The 22,658-nt window shown below is 71.8% G+C and carries 21 protein-coding genes; 14 read left to right on the forward strand and 7 right to left on the reverse strand.

Going from position 1 to position 22,658, the window contains the following annotated elements; all coding sequences use genetic code 11:
* The first annotated feature begins 64 nt into the window (after positions 1–64).
* The 5 genes from AB0469_RS20805 (at position 65) to AB0469_RS20825 (ending at position 5,459) form a co-directional block, all read left to right on the forward strand.
* A complete protein-coding gene (locus AB0469_RS20805) occupies positions 65–1,717 on the forward strand; it encodes an MFS transporter (RefSeq protein ID WP_366452884.1) in 1,653 nt (550 codons plus the stop codon).
* Between the two features lie 122 nt (positions 1,718–1,839).
* Positions 1,840–2,262, forward strand: a complete 423-nt coding sequence (locus tag AB0469_RS20810; protein WP_366452885.1) for a CBS domain-containing protein — start codon at positions 1,840–1,842, stop codon at positions 2,260–2,262.
* A 42-nt stretch (positions 2,263–2,304) separates the two neighbouring features.
* Entirely contained in the window at positions 2,305–2,559 is a 255-nt protein-coding gene (locus AB0469_RS20815) for a DUF6213 family protein (protein ID WP_366452886.1), read from the forward strand.
* Between the two features lie 74 nt (positions 2,560–2,633).
* Positions 2,634–3,731: a winged helix DNA-binding domain-containing protein gene (locus tag AB0469_RS20820; protein ID WP_366452887.1), complete on the forward strand. Its 1,098-nt coding sequence runs from the start codon at positions 2,634–2,636 to the stop codon at positions 3,729–3,731.
* 45 nt (positions 3,732–3,776) lie between these two features.
* Positions 3,777–5,459: an AMP-binding protein gene (locus AB0469_RS20825; RefSeq protein WP_366452888.1), complete on the forward strand. Its 1,683-nt coding sequence runs from the start codon at positions 3,777–3,779 to the stop codon at positions 5,457–5,459.
* 58 nt (positions 5,460–5,517) lie between these two features.
* Here the strand turns inward: AB0469_RS20825 and AB0469_RS20830 are convergent, their stop codons facing one another.
* Both AB0469_RS20830 and AB0469_RS20835 read right to left on the reverse strand, forming a co-directional pair.
* A complete protein-coding gene (locus AB0469_RS20830) occupies positions 5,518–6,006 on the reverse strand; it encodes a glutathione peroxidase (protein ID WP_366452889.1) in 489 nt (162 codons plus the stop codon).
* A 62-nt stretch (positions 6,007–6,068) separates the two neighbouring features.
* Positions 6,069–6,926, reverse strand: coding sequence for a hypothetical protein (locus AB0469_RS20835; protein WP_366452890.1), 858 nt, complete (start codon positions 6,924–6,926; stop codon positions 6,069–6,071).
* A gap of 268 nt (positions 6,927–7,194) precedes the next feature.
* Between AB0469_RS20835 and gcl the strand changes: the two genes are divergently transcribed.
* On the forward strand, positions 7,195–8,982 hold the full coding sequence (gcl, locus tag AB0469_RS20840; RefSeq protein ID WP_366452891.1) for a glyoxylate carboligase: 1,788 nt from the start codon (positions 7,195–7,197) through the stop codon (positions 8,980–8,982).
* A gap of 63 nt (positions 8,983–9,045) precedes the next feature.
* Here the strand turns inward: gcl and AB0469_RS20845 are convergent, their stop codons facing one another.
* Entirely contained in the window at positions 9,046–9,768 is a 723-nt protein-coding gene (locus AB0469_RS20845; protein WP_366452892.1) for a TetR/AcrR family transcriptional regulator, read from the reverse strand.
* 142 nt (positions 9,769–9,910) lie between these two features.
* On the opposite strand from AB0469_RS20845, the gene AB0469_RS20850 reads away from it, so the two are divergent.
* Positions 9,911–11,290: an MFS transporter gene (locus tag AB0469_RS20850; RefSeq protein ID WP_366452893.1), complete on the forward strand. Its 1,380-nt coding sequence runs from the start codon at positions 9,911–9,913 to the stop codon at positions 11,288–11,290.
* A gap of 396 nt (positions 11,291–11,686) precedes the next feature.
* Here AB0469_RS20850 and AB0469_RS20855 read toward each other — a convergent pair whose 3' ends face one another.
* From AB0469_RS20855 to AB0469_RS20865, 3 genes are all read right to left on the reverse strand, one after another.
* Complete coding sequence (locus AB0469_RS20855) at positions 11,687–13,144, reverse strand: catalase (protein ID WP_366453009.1); 1,458 nt, start codon at positions 13,142–13,144, stop codon at positions 11,687–11,689.
* A gap of 233 nt (positions 13,145–13,377) precedes the next feature.
* On the reverse strand, positions 13,378–14,268 hold the full coding sequence (locus tag AB0469_RS20860) for a 2-hydroxy-3-oxopropionate reductase (protein WP_366452894.1): 891 nt from the start codon (positions 14,266–14,268) through the stop codon (positions 13,378–13,380).
* Positions 14,269–14,343: 75 nt separating this feature from the next.
* Positions 14,344–15,177 carry a TIM barrel protein gene (locus AB0469_RS20865; RefSeq protein ID WP_366452895.1) on the reverse strand — a complete coding sequence of 278 codons (834 nt, stop codon included), beginning with the start codon at positions 15,175–15,177 and terminating at the stop codon, positions 14,344–14,346.
* Between the two features lie 125 nt (positions 15,178–15,302).
* Here AB0469_RS20865 and AB0469_RS20870 point away from each other — a divergent pair, with 125 nt between their 5' ends.
* From AB0469_RS20870 to AB0469_RS20900, 7 genes are all read left to right on the forward strand, one after another.
* Positions 15,303–15,554: a hypothetical protein gene (locus AB0469_RS20870; RefSeq protein ID WP_042818823.1), complete on the forward strand. Its 252-nt coding sequence runs from the start codon at positions 15,303–15,305 to the stop codon at positions 15,552–15,554.
* A complete protein-coding gene (locus AB0469_RS20875) occupies positions 15,551–15,946 on the forward strand; it encodes a helix-turn-helix domain-containing protein (RefSeq protein WP_366452896.1) in 396 nt (131 codons plus the stop codon). The genes AB0469_RS20870 and AB0469_RS20875 overlap by 4 nt, the downstream gene beginning before the upstream one ends.
* Positions 15,947–16,100: 154 nt before the next feature.
* Positions 16,101–16,616, forward strand: coding sequence for a 2-oxo-4-hydroxy-4-carboxy-5-ureidoimidazoline decarboxylase (gene uraD / locus AB0469_RS20880; protein ID WP_366452897.1), 516 nt, complete (start codon positions 16,101–16,103; stop codon positions 16,614–16,616).
* A 2-nt stretch (positions 16,617–16,618) separates the two neighbouring features.
* Entirely contained in the window at positions 16,619–17,008 is a 390-nt protein-coding gene (gene uraH / locus AB0469_RS20885; RefSeq protein ID WP_366452898.1) for a hydroxyisourate hydrolase, read from the forward strand.
* A 1-nt stretch (position 17,009) separates the two neighbouring features.
* Entirely contained in the window at positions 17,010–17,933 is a 924-nt protein-coding gene (pucL, locus tag AB0469_RS20890) for a factor-independent urate hydroxylase (RefSeq protein WP_366452899.1), read from the forward strand.
* Between the two features lie 186 nt (positions 17,934–18,119).
* Entirely contained in the window at positions 18,120–19,523 is a 1,404-nt protein-coding gene (locus tag AB0469_RS20895) for an 8-oxoguanine deaminase (protein ID WP_366452900.1), read from the forward strand.
* A gap of 361 nt (positions 19,524–19,884) precedes the next feature.
* A complete protein-coding gene (locus tag AB0469_RS20900; RefSeq protein ID WP_366452901.1) occupies positions 19,885–21,273 on the forward strand; it encodes a nucleobase:cation symporter-2 family protein in 1,389 nt (462 codons plus the stop codon).
* 286 nt (positions 21,274–21,559) lie between these two features.
* On the opposite strand, the gene AB0469_RS20905 is transcribed toward AB0469_RS20900, so the two are convergent.
* Positions 21,560–22,627 (reverse strand): Lrp/AsnC family transcriptional regulator, encoded by a 1,068-nt coding sequence (locus AB0469_RS20905; protein WP_366452902.1) that lies wholly within the window; start codon positions 22,625–22,627, stop codon positions 21,560–21,562.
* Positions 22,628–22,658: the final 31 nt, after the last annotated feature.

Genomic DNA, 22,658 nt, shown 5'->3' on the forward strand with positions numbered 1-22,658 from the left:
GGCAGGCTACCGCCTGGTATCTCGACATCGAGATACTTTCGACGGGGGAAGGCGGAGACCCGACATGGGGCGGCACGGCACGGCAGGCCAGGAGAAGGACACCGCCGACGGCAAGGACGCCGGGGCGGACCCCGCTCCCGGCGGAGACGCCGGGGCGCTCGGGGGCCCGCGGCCGGCCGAGGCCCCGAGGGGCGACACGGTCACGGGCGGCACGGGGACGAGCACGGCCACGGATCCGGGCCCGAAGCCGGCTGCGGGTCCGGCCCCGGGCGCGGTCGTCGCGGCGCCGGGTGCGGCCGAGGACGCGGGGGCCGAGGCTGGTACGGCCACGGATCCGGGCCCGATGCCGGTGGCGGGTCCGGTCCCGGGCGCGGTCGTCGCGGCGCCGGGTGCGGCCGAGGGTCCGGAGCCGGAACCGGCGGGCGGACCGGCGTCGGGTGGGCTGATCGCGCAGTTGCGGCGGCCGCCCGGAGGCCGCGACGCGCGGATCATGCTGCTCGCCCAGCTCCTCGACCGCACCGGCACGGGCGTCTGGGCCGCCTCCTCCGTCCTCTTCTTCACCTTCGTCGTCGGCCTCGACGCCGGACGCCTCGGCCTCATGCTCGGCGTCGGCGCGATCGCGGGCATCGCGGGCTCCCCGGTCGCCGGCCACCTGGCCGACCGGTTCCCGGTCCGCCCCCTTCTGATCGCCTGCCACCTGCTGCGGCTGGCCGCCCTCTGCGCGATGCTCGCCGTCACCCGCTTCGAGCTGCTCCTGGCGATCGTCGCCCTCACCCATCTCGGCGACCGCGCGGCCAAGACCCTGGAAATGCTCTTCGCCACCCGGGTGGCGGGCGAGCGCCGCGCCACCTACCAGGCCCTGTCGCGCAGCGCCGCCAACGCGGGCTACGCCGTGGGCGCGGGCATCGCCGCCATCGGCCTCGCCGTGGGGACCCGGGGCGCCTACGAGGTGCTCATCCTCGGCAACGCGCTGTCCTTCCTGGTGGCCTCCGCGCTGGTGTGGCGCACACGGGAACCGCACGGCCGCGGGCGCCTGGTCACCCCCGCACGGCCGGCGGAGGCCACCACCCCGCACGGCGAAGCCCCCTCTGGCGGGGAGGCCCCCTCCGGCCGCAGGAGCCCGTGGCGGGACCGGGCCTACCTCCGCTTCGTCCTGCTGGACATGCCGCTCAACCTGGACGACTCACTCCTCAACGTCGGCCTGCCCCTGTGGCTCGTCCACCACACCGACGCGCCGCACGCCGTCGTCCCGGTCTTCCTCGCCGTCAACACCGTCCTCGTCGTCGTCCTCCAGCTCACCGTGTCCGCGAAGGTGGGCACCCCGCGCCAGGCGGCCGGCGCCGTCGCCTGGTACGGGCTGTTCCTGCTCGCCGCCTGCGCGCTCCTCGCGCTCACCCCCGCCCACGGCCCCTGGGCCGCCTCCGCCACCCTGCTCGGCGCGGCGGTCCTGGTCACCGCAGCCGAACTGGTGCGCTCGGTGTGCTCCTGGGAGCTGGCCGTCTCCCTCGCGCCCCAGCAGGCCAGGGCCTCGTACCTGGGGGTGGCCGGCATCTCCCCGTCCGCCCAGAAGGCCGTCGGGCCGCTGCTGCTGACCGGCGCCGTGATGGCCGCGGGACCGGCGGGCTGGCTGGCGCTCGGCGCGGGCGTGGCGGGCCTGGCCCTGGTCCAGCGCCGGGCCGCGCTGCGCCGCCTCGACGCAGTCCTGCCCGCCGCCTGAGACGCCCGAGCTGCCGGCGCGCACCGTCCGCCCGCCGGCCACCGGCTCCGGGACGGCGGCGATTGCCCCGGCCCGGGGCGGGTAACTGCCAGGTGGGACCGTGTCCGGCACTGGGAGGAACCATGGCCCGTCGTGTGCGTGAGGTGATGACCGGGAATCCGGTGACCGTCGAGAAGGCGACCTCGCTGGCGGAGGCGGCCCGGGTGATGCGCGACGCCGACATCGGGGACGTCCTCGTCGTCGACGAGGGCCGGCTCCGCGGCATCCTGACCGACCGGGACCTCGTCGTCCGCGCCATGGCCGACGACCGGGACCCCGGCGAGACGACCGTCCAGGCCGTCTGCAGCACCGACCCGGTCACGGTCCGCCCCGACGACGGGGTCGACCAGGCCATCGCCCTCATGCGGCGCAAGGCACTGCGCCGCCTGCCGGTGGTGACCGGCGAAGGCGAGCTCGTCGGCGTCCTCAGCCTGGGCGACCTCGTGGTGGAGCAGGACCCCGGTTCGGCACTCGCGGCCATCGCGGCGGCCGGGCCCGACAGCTGACGTGCGCCGTCCGGCGCAGCACGGAGCGGAGGAGGTGGCGCCATGAACGCGTACGTACCCCTGGTCTCGGTGGCGGACGGAGGTCTGCTGATCCCCGCCGACGAGGTCACCGCCCTGCTGCGGCGCCTCGCGGGCGGCTGGCTGGAGTCGGTGTACGACGGCGGGACGGACCTCGACCCGGGCACGACCCTCGGCCTGGCCGAAGCACTGGTGGAACTGGCCGACCAGATCGACGTGGAATGCATCGGCTTCATGCCCCTCGCGGACGGCGACGAGGAGGACGCACCGCCGCCCTGACGGGATGCGGCGCGTAGGGCATGGCGCCGAGGTTGCGGACAGAAGTTGTCCGCAACGGAGGTTAGGTTGCGGGTATGGCCTCTTCTTCGCGTTCCGTTCTCGGCGTCCGTGCGCTCAACCGCGCCACGCTCGCACGCCAGTCGCTGCTGAGCCGCTCCGCGATGTCGGCGCACGACGCCGTCGCGCACCTGCTCGGGCTGCAGGCGCAGAACGTCAGACCGCCCTACTACCAGCTGTACGCGCGGCTCGCCGGGTTCCGGCCCGGGGAGCTCGGGCGGCTGATGGAGGAGCGGGAGGTCGTGCGGATGGTGACCATGCGGTCGACCATCCACACCCACACGGTGGCCGACGCCCTGACGGTGAGGCCCCTGGTGCAGGCGGCGCGGGACCGGGAGGTGGGGTACTTCCGGAAGGGGCTGGCCGGGGTCGATCTCGGGGTGCTGGCCGAGCGGGCCCGGGGGTTCGTCGAGGAGGAGCCGCGGACCATGGGGGAGATCCGCGAGGAGCTGCTGCGGGAGTGGCCCGGGGCGGACCCGCAGTCGCTGGCCGTGGCCGCGCGCTGCCTGCTGCCGCTCGTGCAGGTGACCCCGCGCGGGGTGTGGGGGCGCAGCGGGCAGGTGCGGCTGACCACCCTGGAGACGTGGGTGGGGCAGTCCCTGAGGGAGGATCCGGAGGGGATCGACGCGTTGGTGCTGCGGTACCTCGGTGCCTTCGGGCCCGCCTCCGTCAAGGACATGCAGACCTGGGCCGGGATCACCCGGCTCCGCGAGGCCTTCGAGCGGCTGCGCCCGCGCCTGGTGACCTTCCGCGACGAGAACGGGGCCGAGCTGTTCGACCTGCCCGACGCGCCCCGCCCCGACCCCGACACTCCGGCGCCGCCCCGCTTCCTCCCCGAGTTCGACAACGTGCTGCTCTCGCACGCCGACCGGACCCGCGTCGTCCCGCCCGAGTTCAAGGGGCTGAACGCACGGGGGAACCAGAGCCGGTGCGTGCTGATGGTCGACGGGTTCCTGGGCGGGGTGTGGGCGGGCGGGGCGGGAACGGTCACCGTGGAGCTGTTCCGCGAGGTGGCGGGCGCGGTCAAGGAGGAGATCGCCGCCGAGGGCGAGGCGATGCTCGCCGCCATGGGCGAAGGCCCCGGGAAGGTGCGCTTCGGGTCAATCCGAGGCTGACGCCGCCCTGGTGGAGGGCCGGTCCGGCGCGGCACGATGCCTCCCATGACGGAGAACAGCGCCACCGAGAGCTTCCTGGCCGCACGGGACTTCCTGCTCGCCCACCGAGGGCGGTACGAGGCCGCCCGGGACGGGTTCACCTGGCCCCGCCCCGAGCGCTTCAACTGGGCGTTCGACTGGTTCGACCGCATCGCGGAGGGCAACGGCGCCGATGCGCTGCGGATCGTCGAGGAGGACGGGACCACCGCAGCCGTCACCTTCGACCAGATGCGGCTGAGGTCCGGGTCCGCCGCCACCTGGCTGCGCGAGCGCGGCGTCGCCGCCGGCGACCGGATCCTGGTCATGCTGGGCAACCAGCGCGAGCTGTGGGAGGTGATGCTCGGCGCCATGAAGCTGCGCGCCGTCGTCATCCCCGCCACGCCGCTGCTCGGCCCCGCCGACCTGCGGGACCGGATCGAGCGCGGCAACGTCCGCCACGTGATCGCGCGCGTCGAGGACACCTCCAAGTTCGACGAGGTGGCGGGCGACTACACGCGGATCGCCGCCGGGGACGAGGTCCCGGCCGGCTGGCTGCGGCTCGCGGACATGGACGGGGCCGACAGCGGGTTCCGCCCCGACGGCACCACCCTCGCCTCCGACCCGCTGATGCTCTACTTCACCTCGGGCACCACCGCCCGCCCCAAACTCGTCGAGCACACCCACGCCTCGTACCCCATCGGGCACCTCTCCACCATGTACTGGCTCGGCCTGCGCCCCGGTGACGTCCACCTCAACATCGCCTCGCCCGGCTGGGCCAAGCACGCCTGGTCCAACCTCTTCGCCCCCTGGAACGCCGGCGCGACCGTTTTCGTCCACAACTACACCCGCTTCGACGCCCAGCGGCTCATGGCCGAGATGGACCGCGGCGGGGTCACCACCTTCTGCGCCCCGCCCACCGTCTGGCGGATGCTGATCCAGTCCGACCTGACCGCGCTCCGCCGGCCCCCGCGCGAGGCCGTGGCGGCCGGCGAGCCCCTGAACCCCGAGGTCATCGAACGGGTCAAGGAGGCCTGGGGCATCACCATCCGCGACGGGTTCGGGCAGACCGAGACCACCCTCCAGGTGGGCAACTTCCCCGGCGCCGCGGTCAAGCCGGGGTCCATGGGCCGCCCCGCGCCCGGGTACGGGATCGTGCTGCTGGACCCCGTCACCGGCAAGGAGTCCCCGGACGAGGGGGAGCTGTGCGTGGACCTGCGCCGCGCCCCCGCCGGGGTGATGACCGGCTACCGCGACGACCCCGAGCGCACCGCCGAGGCCATGGCGGACGGGCTCTACCGCACCGGGGACATCGCCTCCCGCGACGCCGACGGCTACCTCACCTACGTCGGCCGGGCCGACGACGTCTTCAAGGCCTCCGACTACAAGATCAGCCCGTTCGAGCTGGAGAGCGCCCTGCTGGAGCACGAGGCGGTCGCCGAGGCTGCGGTCGTACCGGCGCCGGACGCGCTGCGGCTGGCCGTGCCGAAGGCCTACATCACCCTCGCCGCCGGCTGGGAGCCCGGGAAGGAGACCGCGCGGCTGCTCTTCGAGCACTCCCGTGCGGTCCTGTCCCCGTACAAGCGGATCCGGCGCATCGAGTTCGCCGAGCTCCCCAAAACCGTGTCCGGGAAGATCCGCCGCGTGGAGCTGCGGGACCTCACGGCCGCCGGCTCCACCCAGGAGTACGACGAGGCCGATCTGGCGGGATGAGGTCCGCCCGGCCCCCGGGCGCCCGGTCCGCCGGGCGCCCGTCCGGGCCGGCCGCGGGTCAGGCCGGCAGCTGCGCCTCGATGGCGGCGATGACCTCGGGGGCCTCCGGCTCGGTGCGCGGGCGGAAGCGCGCCACGACCTCGCCGGCGGGGGAGATCAGGAACTTCTCGAAGTTCCACTGGATGTCGCCCGCCTCACCGTCGGCGTCCGGGGTCTTCACCAGCTCCTGGTAGAGCGGGTGCCGGTTCTCGCCGTTCACCTCGGTCTTCTCCAGCATCGGGAAGGTCACGCCGAAGCCGGCCGCGCAGAAGGTCTGGATGTCCTCCGCGGTGCCCGGCTCCTGGCCGCCGAACTGGTTGCAGGGCACGCCGACAACGGTGAAGCCCTTCTCCTCGTACTTGAACTGGAGCCTGGCCAGACCCGAGTACTGGGGGGTGAGCCCGCACTGGGAGGCGGTGTTCACCAGCAGGACGGCCTTGCCGCGGTGGGCCGCCAGGCTGGTGGGCTCGTCGTCCAGGGTGGTCAGCGGGATGTCGTACAGGCTCATCGGGCTCTCCTCGGCAGGCAGGGGCGAAACGATCGGACAACACGTGCGAACAGCCCCCGAGCCTAGGCCCCCCGTCCGACCAGTGCGTCCGCCGGGTCGTTGACCGGCTGCGGCATGCCGGTGAGGTCCATGACGAAGAGCGGTATCCCCAGGTCGTCGGCGCGCCCCCGGGCCTCTTCCGTGTAGCCGGCCAGGGCGAAGTAGACGGCGGTCGCCGAGGCCGTCAGACCATTCAGCCACACGCACTCCACGGCCCGCAGCCCGGCCGGCGCCGTGGTCGGGTCCACCTGTGCCACCACGCCCGGGGCCCGCAGGTCCACCGCCGCCGAGGGGATCGGCACCCCGTCGGGCTGGCGGACGTCCCGGAAGCCGAGCCAGCGCAGGTACAGGGCGGCCGCCGCCACCGCGTCCCGGGCGGTACGGATGGTCACGGGCCGGAACGGCGGCCGGGGGACGGGACCCCGGGCCGCAGTGGCGGCCGCCGCGGCGGATCCGCCGCCCGCGCCGGCCGGCGCCCGGCCCGCCGGGGGCCCGTCGCGGCGTACGCCGTCCCCCGGGCCCGCTCCGTCCGGCGCCCCGGCCCCCGCCCCCGGCTCCGCCCCGGCCCCGGTACCCGCCCGCGCCCCGGTGTCCTCCGCCCCGGTCTCCGGCCGGCCCGGCTGCCGGACGGGCACCAGCACCACCGTGCCGCACGACCCGCAGCCGACCTCCGGGTGCGGCCACTCGCTCTCCCGCCCGCAGGACCCGCACCGCACCGCCACCCAGCTGTCCTGCCAGGTCCGGTGGGTCAGCGGCAGCGGCGCCGCCGTCAGGTCCAGCGGCGGCGTGACCGGGCTCCCGCAGGCGCACGGGAAGACCGGGGAGACGTAGTTGTTCTCGCGCTGGCACGCCGGGCAGCGCACCGGTACCGCTTCCGCCATGAGCCCTGGACCCCCTCCGTAGCTGTGCGTGGGTCCATGCTCCACCACCGGCGACCACCGCGGCGGGCGAGCCCGCCGATTCCCGCCGATTCACCCCCCGGGCCCGGTCATTTGTGCAACTCACCGAAAGAGATGCGGCTTTTGGTGGGTTCCGGGGTGCCCCACCGCCTTGACGTGCGGGAAGCCGCCACTTAGCTTGTTTCGTATAGCAGAACAAAAATTCCGGATGCCGGAAAAAGTCTGACCGCCAGACCCGCAGGAGAACCTGATGCCTCGTATGACAGCCGCCGCTGCCGCCGTTGAGATCCTCAAGCTCGAGGGTGTCGAACAGGCGTTCGGCGTGCCCGGTGCCGCGATCAACCCGTTCTACCGCGAGCTCAAGAACGTGGGCGGGATCGCGCACACGCTGGCCCGTCACGTCGAGGGCGCCTCGCACATGGCCGAGGGCTACACCCGTGCCAAGGCGGGCAACATCGGCGTCTGCATCGGCACCTCGGGCCCGGCCGGCACGGACATGATCACCGGTCTGTACTCCGCCATCGCGGACTCCATCCCGATCCTCTGCATCACCGGTCAGGCGCCGGTCTCGAAGCTCCACAAGGAGGACTTCCAGGCCGTCGACATCGCCACGATCGCCAAGCCCGTCACCAAGGCCGCCACCACGGTCCTGGAGGCCGCCCAGGTCCCCGGCGTCTTCCAGCAGGCCTTCCACCTGATGCGCTCCGGCCGTCCGGGCCCGGTCCTGATCGACCTGCCGATCGACGTCCAGCTGACCGAGATCGAGTTCGACCCCGAGACCTACACCCCGCTGCCGGTCTACAAGCCGCAGGCCAGCCGCGCCCAGGCCGAGAAGGCCCTGGGCTTCCTGCTGGAGGCCGAGCGTCCGCTGATCGTCGCCGGTGGCGGCATCATCAACGCCGACGCCTCCGACCTGCTGGTCGAGTTCGCCGAGCTGACGAACATCCCGGTCATCTCCACCCTGATGGGCTGGGGCACCATCCCGGACGACCACGAGCTGGCCGCGGGCATGGTCGGCGTCCAGACCGCCCACCGCTACGGCAACGCGACGTTCCTGGAGTCGGACACCGTCATCGGCATCGGCAACCGCTGGGCCAACCGCCACACCGGCTACAACCTCGACGCTTACACCAAGGGCCGCAGGTTCGTCCACGTCGACATCGAGCCCACCCAGCTGGGCAAGATCTTCGCCCCGGACTTCGGCATCGCCTCCGACGCCAAGGTCGCCCTGGAGCTCTTCATCGAGGTCGCCAAGGAGCTCAAGGCCGAGGGCAAGCTCCCCGACTTCTCCGCCTGGGCCGCCTCCGCGCAGGAGCGCAAGGCGACCCTGCAGCGCCGTACGCACTTCGAGAACATCCCCATGAAGCCGCAGCGCGTCTACGAGGAGATGAACAAGGCGTTCGGCCCGGAGACCCGCTACGTCACCACCATCGGCCTCTCCCAGATCGCGGCCGCGCAGTTCCTGCACGTCTACAAGCCGCGCCACTGGGTCAACTGCGGCCAGGCCGGCCCGCTCGGCTGGACCATCCCGGCCGCCATCGGCGCCGCCACCGCACAGCCCGAGACCCCGGTCGTCGCCCTCTCCGGCGACTACGACTTCCAGTTCATGATCGAGGAGCTGGCGGTCGCCGCCCAGCACAAGGTCCCCTACGTCCACGTCCTCGTGAACAACGCCTACCTGGGCCTCATCCGCCAGGCGCAGGGCGGCCTCGGCATCAACTTCGAGGTCAACCTCGAGTTCGAGAACATCAACACCCCCGAGATCGGCGTCTACGGCGTCGACCACGTCAAGGTCGCCGAGGGCCTGGGCGTCAAGGCCATCCGCGTCACCGACCCGGACAAGCTGGGCGAGGCCTTCGAGGAGGCCAAGAAGCTGGCGCAGGAGTTCCAGGTCCCGGTCGTCGTCGAGGCCATCCTGGAGCGCGTCACCAACATCGCGATGAGCAAGACCGTCGACATGAGCGACGTCACCGAGTTCGAGGAGCTCGCCACCGAGCCGGGCCACGCCCCGACCGCGATCAAGGCCCTCCAGGTCTGATCACCCGCAGCAGCCGACCGGCCCCCGTCCCTCCGTCCGGAGGTGCGGGGGCCGGTCCGCGTTTCAGGCCGGCCCGCCGGCCGGCCCGCCGGCCAGGCCGCCGATCAGGACGTCGATGCCGAGCGCGAGCCGCGCCGACGCCGGTCCGGCGGACAGTTCGGCCGCGGCGGCGGCCAGGTGCGGGTACCGGGCGGGGTCGAGGCCGGCGAGTCGCTCCTCGATCCCGACCCGGGCGTGGCGGGCGTCGAGGGCGCCCTGGAGGGCCTCCTCGCCGTCGCCGGCGGCCGGGCCTGCGGAGTCCACCTCGTAGGTGACCGCCCCGATGTGCAGGGCGATGAGGTCGCAGCCCCAGGCCGCGCGCTGCCGCTCGATCCCGCCCGCCAGGAGCAGCCCGAGGACGCGGTCGAAGAGGCCGAGCCAGGCCGGGGTGGTGGGGATGTCGCCCAGGGAGACCCGGCCGATGCCGGGATGTGCGCCGAGGGCGCGCACCACGTCGGTGATCAGGGCGGTGAGCTGTTCGCGCCAGCGGCCCGGATCGATCGCGGGCAGCGGCACGGTCGCGATGACGGAGTCGTGCATCAGGCGCAGCAGTTCGCCGCGCTGGGAGACGTACACGTAGAGGGACGCGGGGCCGGTGTCGAGCTCGGCCGCCACCTTGCGCATCGTGACGGCGTCCACCCCCTCGCGCCGCAGGACCCGCAGGCCCGCTTCGACGACGGCGGCCTCGCTGAGCGGGGACTTGGCGGGGCGGGAGCGGGTGCTCCGGCGGGGCGGGGGCGTCTGCATGGGAACAGGCTAGCACTTGACAACGAACGGTGTTCGTAGCGAACGTTGTTCGTGACGAACAGCGTTTGTGACGAACAGTGTTCGTGGCGTGGTGTTCGTGCCGTCCGTGCTGCCGCAACGATGCTTCTGGGGGACCCCTGTCGTGAACCACCCGTATCCCTACCGCCGGCCCGCCCTGGCGGTGGTCCTGGCCGCCGAGGTCATGGACCTGCTCGACGCGACGGTCACCGGGGTGGCCGCCCCGGCGATCGCCGCCGATCTGGGCGGCGGCCCGTCGACCACCCAGTGGCTCCAGGCCGCGTACACCCTGCCCTTCGCCGTCCTGCTGATCACCGCCGGACGGCTCGGGGACCGCTTCGGCCGGCGCCGGCTCTTCCTGCTGGGCGCCGCCGGATTCACCCTCGCCTCCGCCCTGTGCGCCGCCGCCCCGGGACCCGCCTGGCTGATCGCCGCACGCGCCGCCCAGGGGGCCTTCGGCGCGCTGCTGCTGCCGCAGGGCTTCGGCATCGTCAAGGAGGTCTTCGAGGGGCCCGAACAGGCCAGGGCCTTCGGCCTCTTCGGGCCCGTGATGGGGATCTGCGCCGTAGGCGGCCCCGTCCTGGGCGGCCTGCTCACCGGGGCCGACCTCTTCGGCAGCGGCTGGCGGCTGGTCTTCCTGGTGAACGTCCCGCTGGGCCTGGCGGCGCTGGCCGGGGCGGTCCGCTGGATCCCGCGCACGGTCCCCGACGGGGGCGCGCGGCTCGACGTGCCGGGCATGCTGCTGGCGGGGGCCGCCTCGGGGGCCCTGGTCTACCCCCTCGTGCAGGGGCGGGAGCTGGGCTGGCCCGCCTGGAGCTTCGGCCTGATGGCCGCCGGGCCGCTGGGCTTCTGGCTGTTCGCCCGGCTCCAGCGGCGGCGCCCCTCGCCGCTGGTGGCCCCGGCCCTGCTGGCCGACCGCGGCTACACGGGCGGGATCGCGGTCGCCGTCGCCTTCTTCGCCGCCTTCACGGGCCTGATGCTGGTCCTGTCCCTGTTCTTCCAGGGGCCGCTGGGCCTCTCGCCGGCGGGGGCCGGGTATTCCGTGGCCCCGCTGGCCCTGGGGATCGCGCTCGCCGCGGGCCCGGCGGGAGGGCTGGCGCAGAAGCACGGCCGGGTGGTGATCCAGGCGGGCATCGTCCTGACCGCCCTCGGCCTGGGCCTGCTGGCCGCCACCGCCGGCGGGGCGGTGGACGGCTGGCGGCTGCTGCCGGGCACCTTCGTCACGGGGCTCGGGATGGGCCTGGTGATCCCGCCGCTGTTCGACGTGATCCTCGCGGGTGTGGCCGAGCCCGAGGTGGGTTCCGCCTCCGGGGTGCTCAACGCCGTCCAGCAGCTGGCCAACGCCGTGGGCGTGGCCCTGCTGGTCACCGTCTGGTCCGCCTTCGCCGACCACGGCAGCAGCCCGGGCGCCGCACTCGGCGGCACGGCCCTGGCGACGGCCGGACTGCTGGCCGTCGCCCTGCTGCTCTCCGTACGCCTGCCGCGCACGGCACGCGCCCGGTAGGAAGGGGAGGACGGCAAAGCGCCGAGTCACGGGACCGTCCGTGACTCGGCGCTCTGGTGGTGACCGCCCGACGGAGCGAGGCTGGCGCGACAGGACGTTCGCACCGCCGGGCGGAGACTGGGGGAGGTGTCGGTTCTCCTCTATATAGGGGACTCTGTGCGCGGCCCCTATACAGAGGAGTGGCTGGGACCGTGGCGGGCGGGCGACGAGAACTCCGGCGCCGTCTCCCTCAGGTCAAGAGACGGGCCTCGGAACCCATGACCACCGCACTGGCTCGCTCGCCTGCCACGGTCCTCGTCCGGCCCCCACCGCGTACCACCCCTCATCCGGGTCCGCGGTGCGGGCTCAGCACCCGGGGCCTGACCTCCCGTCAGGCCCCCGGTACATCTGTGGGGCTCAGGCGTCGCGCAGGGCGCGCACGGCCTCCTCGACGCGCTTGCCGTAGTCGGCGTCCGCGGCGTGGAAGTGAGCCAGGTTCTTCTCGATGACGTCCTCGAGGGTGACCTGCGACAGGCCGCCCGCGATGTTCGCCACCAGACGCTGCTTCTCGGCCTCAGACATCAGGCGGTACAGCTCGCCGGCCTGGAAGAAGTCGTCGTCCTTGGTGTGGGCCGGGGCCTCGTGGGTGCCCGTGTAGCCGGAGACGGCCTTCGGGGCACCCAGGGCTATGCCGGTCTCGGCCGGACCCTGGTACGAGTTGGGCTCGTAGTTCTTGTCGTGGCGCGAGCCGTTGCGCAGCGCCATGACGCCGTCGCGGCCGTAGTTGTCGGCCTGCGTCGCCTTCGGGGCGTTGACCGGCAGCTGGGTGTGGTTCACGCCGAGGCGGTAGCGCTGGGCGTCGGCGTAGGCGAAGAGGCGGCCCTGGAGCATCTTGTCCGGCGAGGCGGTGATGCCCGGGACGAAGTTGTTCGGGGAGAACGCGGACTGCTCGACCTCGGCGAAGACGTTGTCCGGGTTGCGGTCGAGGACCAGGCGGCCCACGCGCTGCAGCGGGTAGTCGGCGTGCGGCCACACCTTGGTGAGGTCGAACGGGTTGAAGCGGTAGTCCGCGGCCTCGGCGGCCGGCATGACCTGGACGTAGAGGGTCCAGCTCGGGTTCACGCCGCGCTCGATGGCCTGGAGCAGGTCGGTCTGGTGCGAGTTGGCGTCCTTGCCGACGAGCTCGGCGGCCTGCTCGCCCGACAGGCAGCGGATGCCCTGGTTCGTCTTGAAGTGGTACTTGACGAAGAAGGCCTCGCCCTGGGCGTTGGTCCACTGGTAGGTGTGGGAGCCGTAGCCGTTCATGTGGCGGTAGGACGCCGGGATGCCGCGGTCGCCCATCAGCCAGGTGATCTGGTGCGTCGCCTCGGGGGCGTGCGCCCAGAAGTCCCAGACGTTGTCCGGCTCCTGCTTGCCCGTGAAGGGGTCGCGCTTCTGGGAGTGGATGAAGTCGGGGAACTTGATCGGGTCCTTGATGAAGAACACCGGGGTGTTGTTGCCGACGAGGTCGTAGTTGCCGTCCTCGGTGTAGAACTTCAGCGCGAAGCCGCGCGGGTCGCGGACGGCGTCCGCGCCACCGAGGGAGTCGGCCACGGTGGAGAACCGCAGGAAGGTCTCGGTCTTCTTGCCGACCTCGGAGAGGAACGCGGCCGAGGTGTAGGCGGTGACGTCGTCGGTCACCTCGAAGTAGCCGTACGCGGCCGAGCCGCGGGCGTGCACCACGCGCTCCGGGATGCGCTCACGGTTGAAGCGGGCGAGCTTCTCGAGGAGCTGCTGGTCCTGGATCAGGAGCGGGCCACCGACGCCGGCGGTGGCGGAGTTCTGGTTGTCGGCGACCGGGGCGCCGGACTCGGTCGTCAGCGTGCGCTTCGACATGGTGACCTTCCGTACGGGTAACTGCTGACGGAAAGCGTCTTCCGTCATGCGGAACAGCCTAATTTCGGCGTGAACGCGACGTCAACAGTTTGTTGAAAGAAAGAATGGGGAGGTAATCCGGACGGTGCCGGCGCTTGGGCGCGACAGGACAGGTGTCAGCACCGGCACCATCCGGAAACTCGGGCCCCCGTTCGTGCGGGGGGAGGCGGCCCGGGGGAGCGGGCCGCGGGGGATCAGACCTGGGCGCCGGAGAGGCGCTCGACCGCGCGGAGCAGGGCGGAGTGGTCCAGGCCGCCGTCGCCCTGGGCGCGCAGGGAGGCGACCAGCTGGGCGACGACCGCGCCGACGGGCAGGGCGGCACCGACGTTGCGGGCGGCGTCGGTGACGATGCCCATGTCCTTGTGGTGCAGGTCGATCCGGAAGCCGGGCTTGAAGTCGCGGTTCAGGAAGTTGTCCTTCTTGCGGGTCAGGACCGTGGAGCCGGCCAGGCCGCCGTTGAGGACGTCGAGGGCGGCCTCGAGGTTCACGCCGGACTTCTCGAGGAAGACGACGGCCTCGGCGCACGCCTGGATGTTCACCGCGACGATGAGCTGGTTGGCGGCCTTCACCGTCTGGCCGGAGCCGTGCGGGCCGCACAGGACGATGACCTTGCCGAGGGTCTCGAGGATGGGCAGCGCCGCGTCGAAGTCGGCCTGCTCGCCACCCACCATGATCGACAGGACGGCCTCGATGGCGCCGGCCTCGCCGCCGGACACCGGGGCGTCGATGACGCGGATGCCCTTCTCGGCGGCGTTCTTCGCCAGGTCGACGGAGGTCTGCGGGGTGATCGACGACATGTCGACGATCAGCGCACCGGACTTGGCGTTCTCCAGGATGCCGTTCGGGCCGTAGTTGATGGCCTCGACCTGCGGGGAGGCGGGCACCATCGTGATGATGACGTCGGCGTCCGCGACGGCCTCGGCGATCGAGCCGGCGGCGGTGCCGCCGGCGGCGGCCAGGCGGTCCAGCTTGTCCTGCTCGAGGGTGAAGCCGGTGACCGAGTAGCCGGCCTTGAGGAGGTTCTCGGACATGGGGGAGCCCATGATGCCGAGGCCGATCCAGGCGATCTTCGGGAGGTTGCTCATGATGAGGTCCTTGTTCTTCAAGCTTTATACGAAAAGTGCGTGAGGTGCCTGGCTGATCGCCCGGACTTCGTCCTCTTACTTGGCGGCGCGAGCCTCGGCCGGCAGCCAGTCGAAGGACGCGGCGGCGTCGGCGGCCTTGTACTCCAGGCCGACGAAGCCCTGGTAGCCGGCCTTCTTGAGCTGGTCGAGGAGGTCCTCGAGGGGCAGCTCGCCGGTGCCGGGGGCACCGCGTCCCGGCTTGTCCGCGATCTGGACGTGTCCGGTCTTGGCGGCGTACTTTTCGATGACCTCGGAGAGGTCCTCATCGTTCATCGCCAGGTGGTACAGGTCGAGGAGGAACTTGGCGTTGCCGAGACCGGTGGCCTCGTTCACCTTGTCCACGACCTCGATGCCGGCCGGGGCGCTCACCAGGGGGTAGAGCGGCGACTCGGGCTTGTTGAGGGTCTCGATCAGGAGGACCGCACCCACGCGGTCGGCGGCCTGTGCCGCGACGACCAGGTTCTTCAGGGCGAGCTCGTCCTGGACGGCCGGGTCCACGCCCTCGACGCGGTTGCCGTAGAGGGCGTTGAGCGCCTTGCAGCCGACCGAGGCGGCGAAGTCGGCCGCGACGTTGATGTTGGCGTTGAAGCGGTCCGACTCCTCGCCGGGTACCGAGACCGCGCCGCGGTCCGGGCCGGGGAGCTGGCCGGCGTAGAAGTTCAGGCCCACCAGCTGGGTGCCGGCGTCCTCAAGGGCCTTCTTGAGGGCGTCCAGCTCCTCCTGAGCGGGGGTGGGGGTCTCGATCCAGGGCCACCACAGCTCGACCGCGGTGAAGCCCGCCGCGGCGGCGGCCGCGGGGCGCTCCAGGAGCGGGAGTTCCGTGAAGAGGATCGAAAGGTTCACATCGAAGCGCTGGTCCGAGTATCCCATGAGGGGTGTGCGCTCCTTCCGTATTGCGGAAGTTATTTTCTGCTTGATGGAAGACTGCAAGCCGACCGTCGGACTTGTCAAGTGCCGACTCCCGGAATCTCACGACTGCCGGGTAGCTTGGCGGTGTGCGATTGAGAGTGGAGTTCACGACCGAGCCCTTCGACCTGGAAGAGGCCCCCGCCCACGCGGTGGCCGCCCGTGAGGTCATCCAGAAGGCCCAGCTGGACGCGGTCGACGTGGGTCCCTTCGGCAACACCGCCGAGGGCGATTCCGACCGGGTGCTGGGCGCGGTGGCCGCGCTGCTGCGCGACGCGCTGGACGCCGGCGCCACGCGCGTCTCGCTCCAGCTCAACGTGATCGGGGAGGGCGGAGCATGACCGAACCCCGCGACCACCCGTTCGTCGCCGCGGTCAAGCCGCTGGTGGACGCGATGGGCGGTGAGCTGATGGACCCCGCCCGGGCCGAGCCCGACGACGTCGTGCTGGCGTGGGAGGGCGAGGAGGTGGTGGCCGTGCGGCTCCCGCAGCTGTCCGACTCGCTGGACCACATCCTTGCGGCGCTGGAGCGACGGCACGGCATGCCGCTGGCCCGGCTCGACCGGAAGTCCAAGCAGGACGTGGTACGCATACTGGAGGCGCGGGGCGCCTTCTCCGTGCGCCACGGTGTGGAAACGGTCGCGGGAGCCCTGGGCGTCAGCCGTTTCACGGTCTACAACTATTTGAACCGGGAAAACCCCGGCAAGACGGGGAAGCAGAACAGCCAGGAGTGAGGGACGCTCCACCGACGGTCACGAGCCGCCGCCCAATTCACCCGGGCGGCGGCTTTTGTGTACGGGAAATTTCAACAAAGTGTTGACGCCGTGTTGCCGAGGGCGTTAGCTATGCGCAGCCCGTCAAAGCAACAACAGGCCACGGAGGCCTACCGTGACTTCGAGCCCGACCCCGGGTCTGACCCGGTTCAACGCCTTGGACGACAGCGAGGCCACGGCCGAGCTGCACGAGGTGTGCGCCAGTTCGGCGTGGGGGAGCAAGATGCTCGCCCAGCGCCCCTTCGCCACCGCCGACTCCCTGTTCGCCGCGAACGAGGCCGCCATGGCGGAACTCACCGCGGACGACCTGGGCGAGGCGATGGGAGGCCACGCGCCGATCGGCCGGCCGAAGCCGGGAGACCCGACCTCCGCCCGCGAGCAGCGTGGCATGGCCGGTGCCTCGGAGGAGCTCCGGAACGAGCTCCTCGAACTCAACCTGGCCTACCAGGACAAGTTCGGCCACGTGTTCCTCATCTGCGCCACCGGTGCCACCGGTGAGTTCATGCGGGACGCGGTCAAGGTCCGGATCGAGAACACGCCGCAGCAGGAGCGGGAGATCGCCCGCGGCGAGCTCGTGAAGATCAACCGGATCCGTCTGACCCGACTCGTCGAGCTCGCAGAAGGAGAGTGAACATGAGCACCGAGACCACCGCGTCGGTGTCCACGCACATTCTGGACACCAGCATCGGCCGCCCCGCCGAGGGCGTCGCCATCTCCCTGTCGGCCCGCGCGGGCCAGGGCGGAGAGTGGGCGGCCCTGGGCGGTTCCGCCACCGACGCCGACGGGCGCTGCAAGGACCTGCCGGCCCTGCCGGAGGGCACCACACACGTGCGTCTCGACTTCGAGACCGAGACGTACTTCTCAAAGAAGCAAGCCGAGGCGCAGCAGGACGCCCCCCGCGTAAGGGACAGCGGTGCGTTCTTCCCCGAGGTAACCATCACCTTCGCGGTGAACCCGGGCGAGCACTACCACGTACCGCTGCTGCTCAACCCGTTCGGCTACTCCGTTTACCGAGGGAGCTAGCATGGCCACGATTCTGGGCCAGAACCAGTACGGCAAAGCAGAGAACCGCGTCGTCAAGATCACGCGGGACGGCGACACGCACCACATCAAGGACCTGAACGTCTCGGTCGCCCTCTCCGGCGACATGGACGACGTCCACTACTCCGGCTCGAACGCCAACGTCCTTCCGACGGACACCACCAAGAACACGGTGTACGCGTTCGCCAAGGAGTACGGCATCGAGTCCGCCGAGCAGTTCGGCATCCACCTGGCGCGCTGGTTCGTCAACAGCCAGGAGCCGATCCAGCGCGCGCGCATCCGGATCGAGGAGTACGCCTGGGACCGGATCGCCACCTCGGACGCCAACTCCAAGTTCATCGGCTCCGACGAGGTCAACCACTCCTTCGTCCGCAAGGGCATGGAGACCCGCGTCGTCCAGATCACGTACGACGGCCAGAACTGGGAGGTCATCTCCGGCCTCAAGGACCTGATCGTCATGAACTCCACCAACTCGGAGTTCTGGGGCTACGTGAAGGACAAGTACACGACCCTGCAGGAGGCGTACGACCGCATCCTGGCCACCCAGGTGTCGGGCCGCTGGCGCTTCAACTGGTCGGACGACGAGCAGCGGATGCCCAACTGGGAGAAGTCCTACGCCGAGACCAGGAAGCACATGCTCCAGGCCTTCGCGGAGACCTACTCCCTGTCGCTGCAGCAGACCCTGTACCAGATGGGTTCGCGCATCATCAACCACCGTTCGGAGATCGACGAGGTCCGCTTCTCGCTCCCGAACAAGCACCACTTCCTCGTCGACCTGGAGCCCTTCGGCCTCAAGAACGACAACGAGGTCTACTTCGCCGCGGACCGTCCGTACGGTCTGATCGAGGCGACGGTCCTCCGCGACGGCGCCGACGCCCGTATCCCCGTGGACATGACCAACCTCTGAGCAGTGCACGCGCGTCCCGGGGCTCCGCAGTGGCCCCGGGGCGACACACCCACAGCTTCCTGAATCGGCACCCGGACGCATCACACGGGGCGGCAGTACTGTCAGCTGTCAGGCCCCCGGCTCCGGCACTCAAATCCCCAGGGTTTTGCCGCGCCCGCACCGCCACTGAAAGCACGAGGAAGTCCCATGACAGCATCGGCAGCCCATGACGGCGCCGTAGAGCGCATCGTCATCGAGAACTGTGCGATCGCGACCGTCGACGCCAACGACACCGAGTACGCCTCGGGTCACGTCGTCATCGCCGGCAACCGGATCGAGTTCGTCGGCGCGGGCAAGGCCCCCGAGAACCTCGACAACGTCGTCCGCCGCATCGACGGCACCGGGCACCTCGTGACCCCCGGTCTGGTCAACACGCACCACCACTTCTACCAGTGGATCACCCGTGGCCTGGCCACCGACCACAACCTCTTCAACTGGCTCGTCGCGCTGTACCCGACCTGGGCGCGCATCGACGAGCAGATGGCGTACACGGCCGCCCAGGGCTCCCTGGCCGCGATGGCCCGCGGCGGTGTCACCACCGCGATGGACCACCACTACGTCTACCCCAAGAACTCCGGCGACCTCTCCGGCGCGATCATCCGCGCAGCCTCCGAGATGGGCGTCCGCTTCACCCTCGCCCGCGGCTCCATGGACCGCAGCGAGAAGGACGGCGGCCTGCCGCCGGACCACGCGGTCGAGACCCTCGAAGGTGCCCTCGCGGACACCGAGGCGACCGTCAAGAAGTTCCACGACGCCTCCTTCGACGCCATGACCCAGGTCGCCGTCGCCCCGTGCTCCCCCTTCTCGGTCTCCACCGAGCTGCTGAAGCAGGGCGCCGAACTGGCCCGCCGCCTCGGTGTGCGGATGCACACGCACGGCTCGGAGACCGTCGAGGAAGAGAAGTTCTGCCACGAGCTCTTCGGCATGGGCCCGACCGACTACTTCGAGTCGACCGGCTGGCTCGGCGAGGACGTGTGGATGGCGCACAGCGTCCACATGAACGACTCCGACATCGCCGCGTTCGCCCGCACCAGGACCGGTGTCGCGCACTGCCCGTCCTCCAACGCCCGTCTGGCCGCCGGCATCGCCCGCGTCCCGGACATGCTGGCCGCCGGCGTCCCGGTGGGCCTCGGCGTGGACGGCACCGCCTCCAACGAGTCCGGCGAGCTCCACACCGAGCTGCGCAACGCGCTGCTGATCAACCGTCTGAACCCGGTGCACCGCGAGGCCGCGCTCAACGCCCGCCAGTCGCTGCGCCTGGGCACCTACGGCGGCGCCCAGGTCCTCGGCCGCGCCGACAACATCGGTTCGCTCGAGGTCGGCAAGTGCGCCGACCTGGTCCTGTGGAACCTGAACACCTTCCTGCACTCCTCGATCGCCGACCCGGTCACCGCGCTCGTCTTCGGTGCGGCCGCCCCGGTCACCGCCTCGTTCGTCAACGGCAAGCAGATCGTCGAGAACAACCGGCTGCTCTTCGCGGACGAGGACGCCATCGCGGTGTCCACCCGCGAGGAGGCCCAGCGCCTGGCGCGCATCTCCGCGCAGGGCTGATCCCCACGGAGTCCGGCCGGGGGGGACGGCCCCCGGCCGGCCGCCGCGGACCCGAGCGGGGTCCGCGGCAGCCGTTCCCGGGAAGCGCCCGAGGAGAGATCCGACGGCGCCCCCGGGGGCGGTGACGCGTGACACCCCATTCCAGCACGGCGCGCCATCCGCGCCACCGCCACGGCACCCCCAGCCCTGACCGGGCTGGATCCACCGCGTGGAAACGGTTTTTGGGCGAATCGATTCCGCACCCCTTGGGACGAGAAGTAGCTCCACCCACAACTGCACACAGGCTCGAGCAGCACCGCTTTCGCACCACCTCCCTGACACCCACGTCCCTGCCGACGTGTTTAACCGACCGGAGGAAGCCGTGGCCGATGCGCCCAGGTTCCGCAAAGACGCAGTCGCAGTACCGGAGGAGAAGCACCCGGTCGACGAGACCCTGCCTCCGCTCCGCATGTTCACCAGCGGCCTCCAGCACGTGGCCGCCATGTACGCGGGTGTCGTCGCCCCGCCCATGATCGTCGGGCCCGCCGTGGGCCTCTCGGCGACCGAGACCGCCTTCCTGATGGGCGCCTCCCTCTTCACCGCAGGGCTCGCCACCCTCCTCCAGACCCTCGGGTTCTGGAAGATCGGCGCCAAACTCCCCTTCGTCAACGGCGTCTCCTTCGCCGGAGTCACCCCGATGATCGCCATCGGCAAGGGGCAGGGGCACGACGCCATCCCCGTCATCTTCGGCGCGATCATCGTCGCCGGACTGGTCGGCTTCCTCGCCGCCCCCTACTTCGGCCGGCTCGTCCGGTTCTTCCCGCCCGTGGTCACGGGCACCGTCATCACCCTGATCGGCGTCTCGTTGCTCCCCGTGGCCTTCAACTGGTCCCAGGGAGGCAACCGCACGGCCGCCGACTACGGCTCCATGAAGAACATCGGCATGGCGGCCCTCACCCTGGCGATCGTCCTGGTGATGCGCAAGTTCCTGCGCGGGTTCCTCCAGCAGATCTCCATCCTCCTCGGCCTGGTCGCGGGCACCCTCGTCGCGATACCCCTGGGCATGGCGAACTTCGACGCCGTCCGCGACGCGGACCTCGTCGGCTTCCCGACGCCCTTCCACTTCGGCGCCCCCCAGTTCCAGGTCGCGGCGATCGTCTCGATGTGCATCGTGATGCTGGTCTGCATGACCGAGTCCACCGCCGACATCCTGGCCCTCGGCCGGATCGTGGGCCGTCCGGCGGACGCGAGGACCATCGAGGGCGGCCTGCGCGCCGACACCCTCGGCAGCGCACTCAGCCCCCTGTTCAACGGGTTCATGTGCAGCGCCTTCGCGCAGAACATCGGGCTCGTCGCGATGACCAAGGTCCGAAGCCGCTTCGTCGTCGCCGCGGGCGGTGGCATCCTGATCCTGCTGGGCCTGTGTCCGGTGGCCGCCTCCGTCATCGGGGTCGTCCCGCTGCCCGTCCTCGGCGGCGCCGGCATCGTGCTCTTCGGCTCGGTGGCGGCCAGCGGCATCCAGACCCTGGCGGGTGCGGCCATGGAGAAGGGCGAGAACGCCCTCATCGTCGCCGCCTCGGTCGGCATCGGCCTGATCCCGATCGCCGCGCCGAACTTCTACCACGCCTTCCCCAAGGACCTCCTCGTCGTCCTCGACTCCGGCATCAGCACCGGCTGCGTGGTCGCGATCCTGCTCAACCTGGCCTTCAACCACCTCGGAGCCAGGAGGACCGCGCCCGATCCCGCCGCCGAACCGGCCTTCGCGCACTGAAGGGCCCGCGGACCCCGGGGCCCGCGCGCACCCGCCCCCGGCGGGCGTGCGGCGGCCGGTACGCCACCCACTGCGGGTGTGGCGTACCCGCCGCCGCCCGCCCGTCCGGGGGCGCCGTCACGGGCTCCCGCCGCCCTCCGCCCCGGGACCGCTCCCGCGCCCCGGGACCGCTCCCGCGCCCCGGGACCGCTCCCGCGCCCCGGGACCGCTCCCGCGCCCCGGGACCGCTCCCGCGCCCCGGGACCGGTCCGCGTCCCGGCCACCGGTCCGCGTCCCCGCCACCGGATCAGGTCCGGTCCGGTACCCCCGGCGCCGGGTCCGTCCAGATGTCCGGCCGGACCGTCCGCACCCGCCGCCCCGTCTGGTCCAGCTCCTGCGCCTCCGACTTGCGCACGTGCAGCGCCACCGCCGTGTCGGTGATGCGCAGCCCCGGCAGCCTGCGCGACAGGTCGGCGGTGTAGCGCGCCAGCCCCTCCACGGTGCGCAGCCGGGCACTGATCATGAAGTTCCAGGTGCCGCTCACCGACATGCAGGTCCGCGTCTCGCGCAGCCCCGCGGCCACCGCCGCGCAGTCGGCGACCTCGTGCTCGCGCACCTCCGCCCACAGGGTCGCCGACACCGGCCAGCCGGACAGCCCCGACGCCATCGCACAGCTGTAGCGCAGGCTCTGCCCCGCCTCCAGCCGGCTCAGCCGACGGCGGACGGTCGACTCGCTCATCCCCGACTCCCGCGCCAGCGAGGCCACGCTGCGCCGCCCGTCCGCGGCCAGCGCCATCACCAGCGGACGGTCCTCCCGGGACACCGGGGCCACCGGCGGCGCCGCCGCTCCCGGCGCCCCCGGGGCGCGCCGCGTACGCCCCGTCAACAGAGTGGCCTGGGCCGGGGACAGGTGGTCCATCCGCCAGCGGTCGGGGGCCGAGTGCACCACCGTGACCATCGAGGAGCGGGTGCCGGTCACCCCCGGGATCCGCTGTACCCGGAAGGACAGGTAGCGGAACAGCAGGTGCAGGTCCGGCAGGGCCACGAAGGCCAGCAGGTCGCGGCCGCCGGTGGTGTGCTCCACGCCCATGGTGTGCGCGTCGCCCGCCAGGGCCGCGCCCACCGCCGGGGAGGTGCCCGCCGCGCACATCACCTCCACCCACGCCATGCAGGGTGCCTGGCTCCCCGTGCGCAGACCCAGCCCCGAGACCCATGCCTCCCCGGCGGACGTCATCCGCTCCCAGCGGCGCGCCAGGGTCTCCGGGCGGGCCCCGAGCACCGGGGCCAGCCGCTCCCAGCTGGCGCGGGGCGCGAGCTGGAGGGCGTGAACGAGTGCCCGGTCGGTGTCGTCAATGGAGGAAATGGCCGAGTTCATACTTACCCCTGGCGGTTTTCCCGGCACCGGA

This window comes from Streptomyces sp. NPDC093801, from assembly GCF_040701585.1.
Classification (GTDB): Bacteria; Actinomycetota; Actinomycetes; order Streptomycetales; family Streptomycetaceae; genus Streptomyces.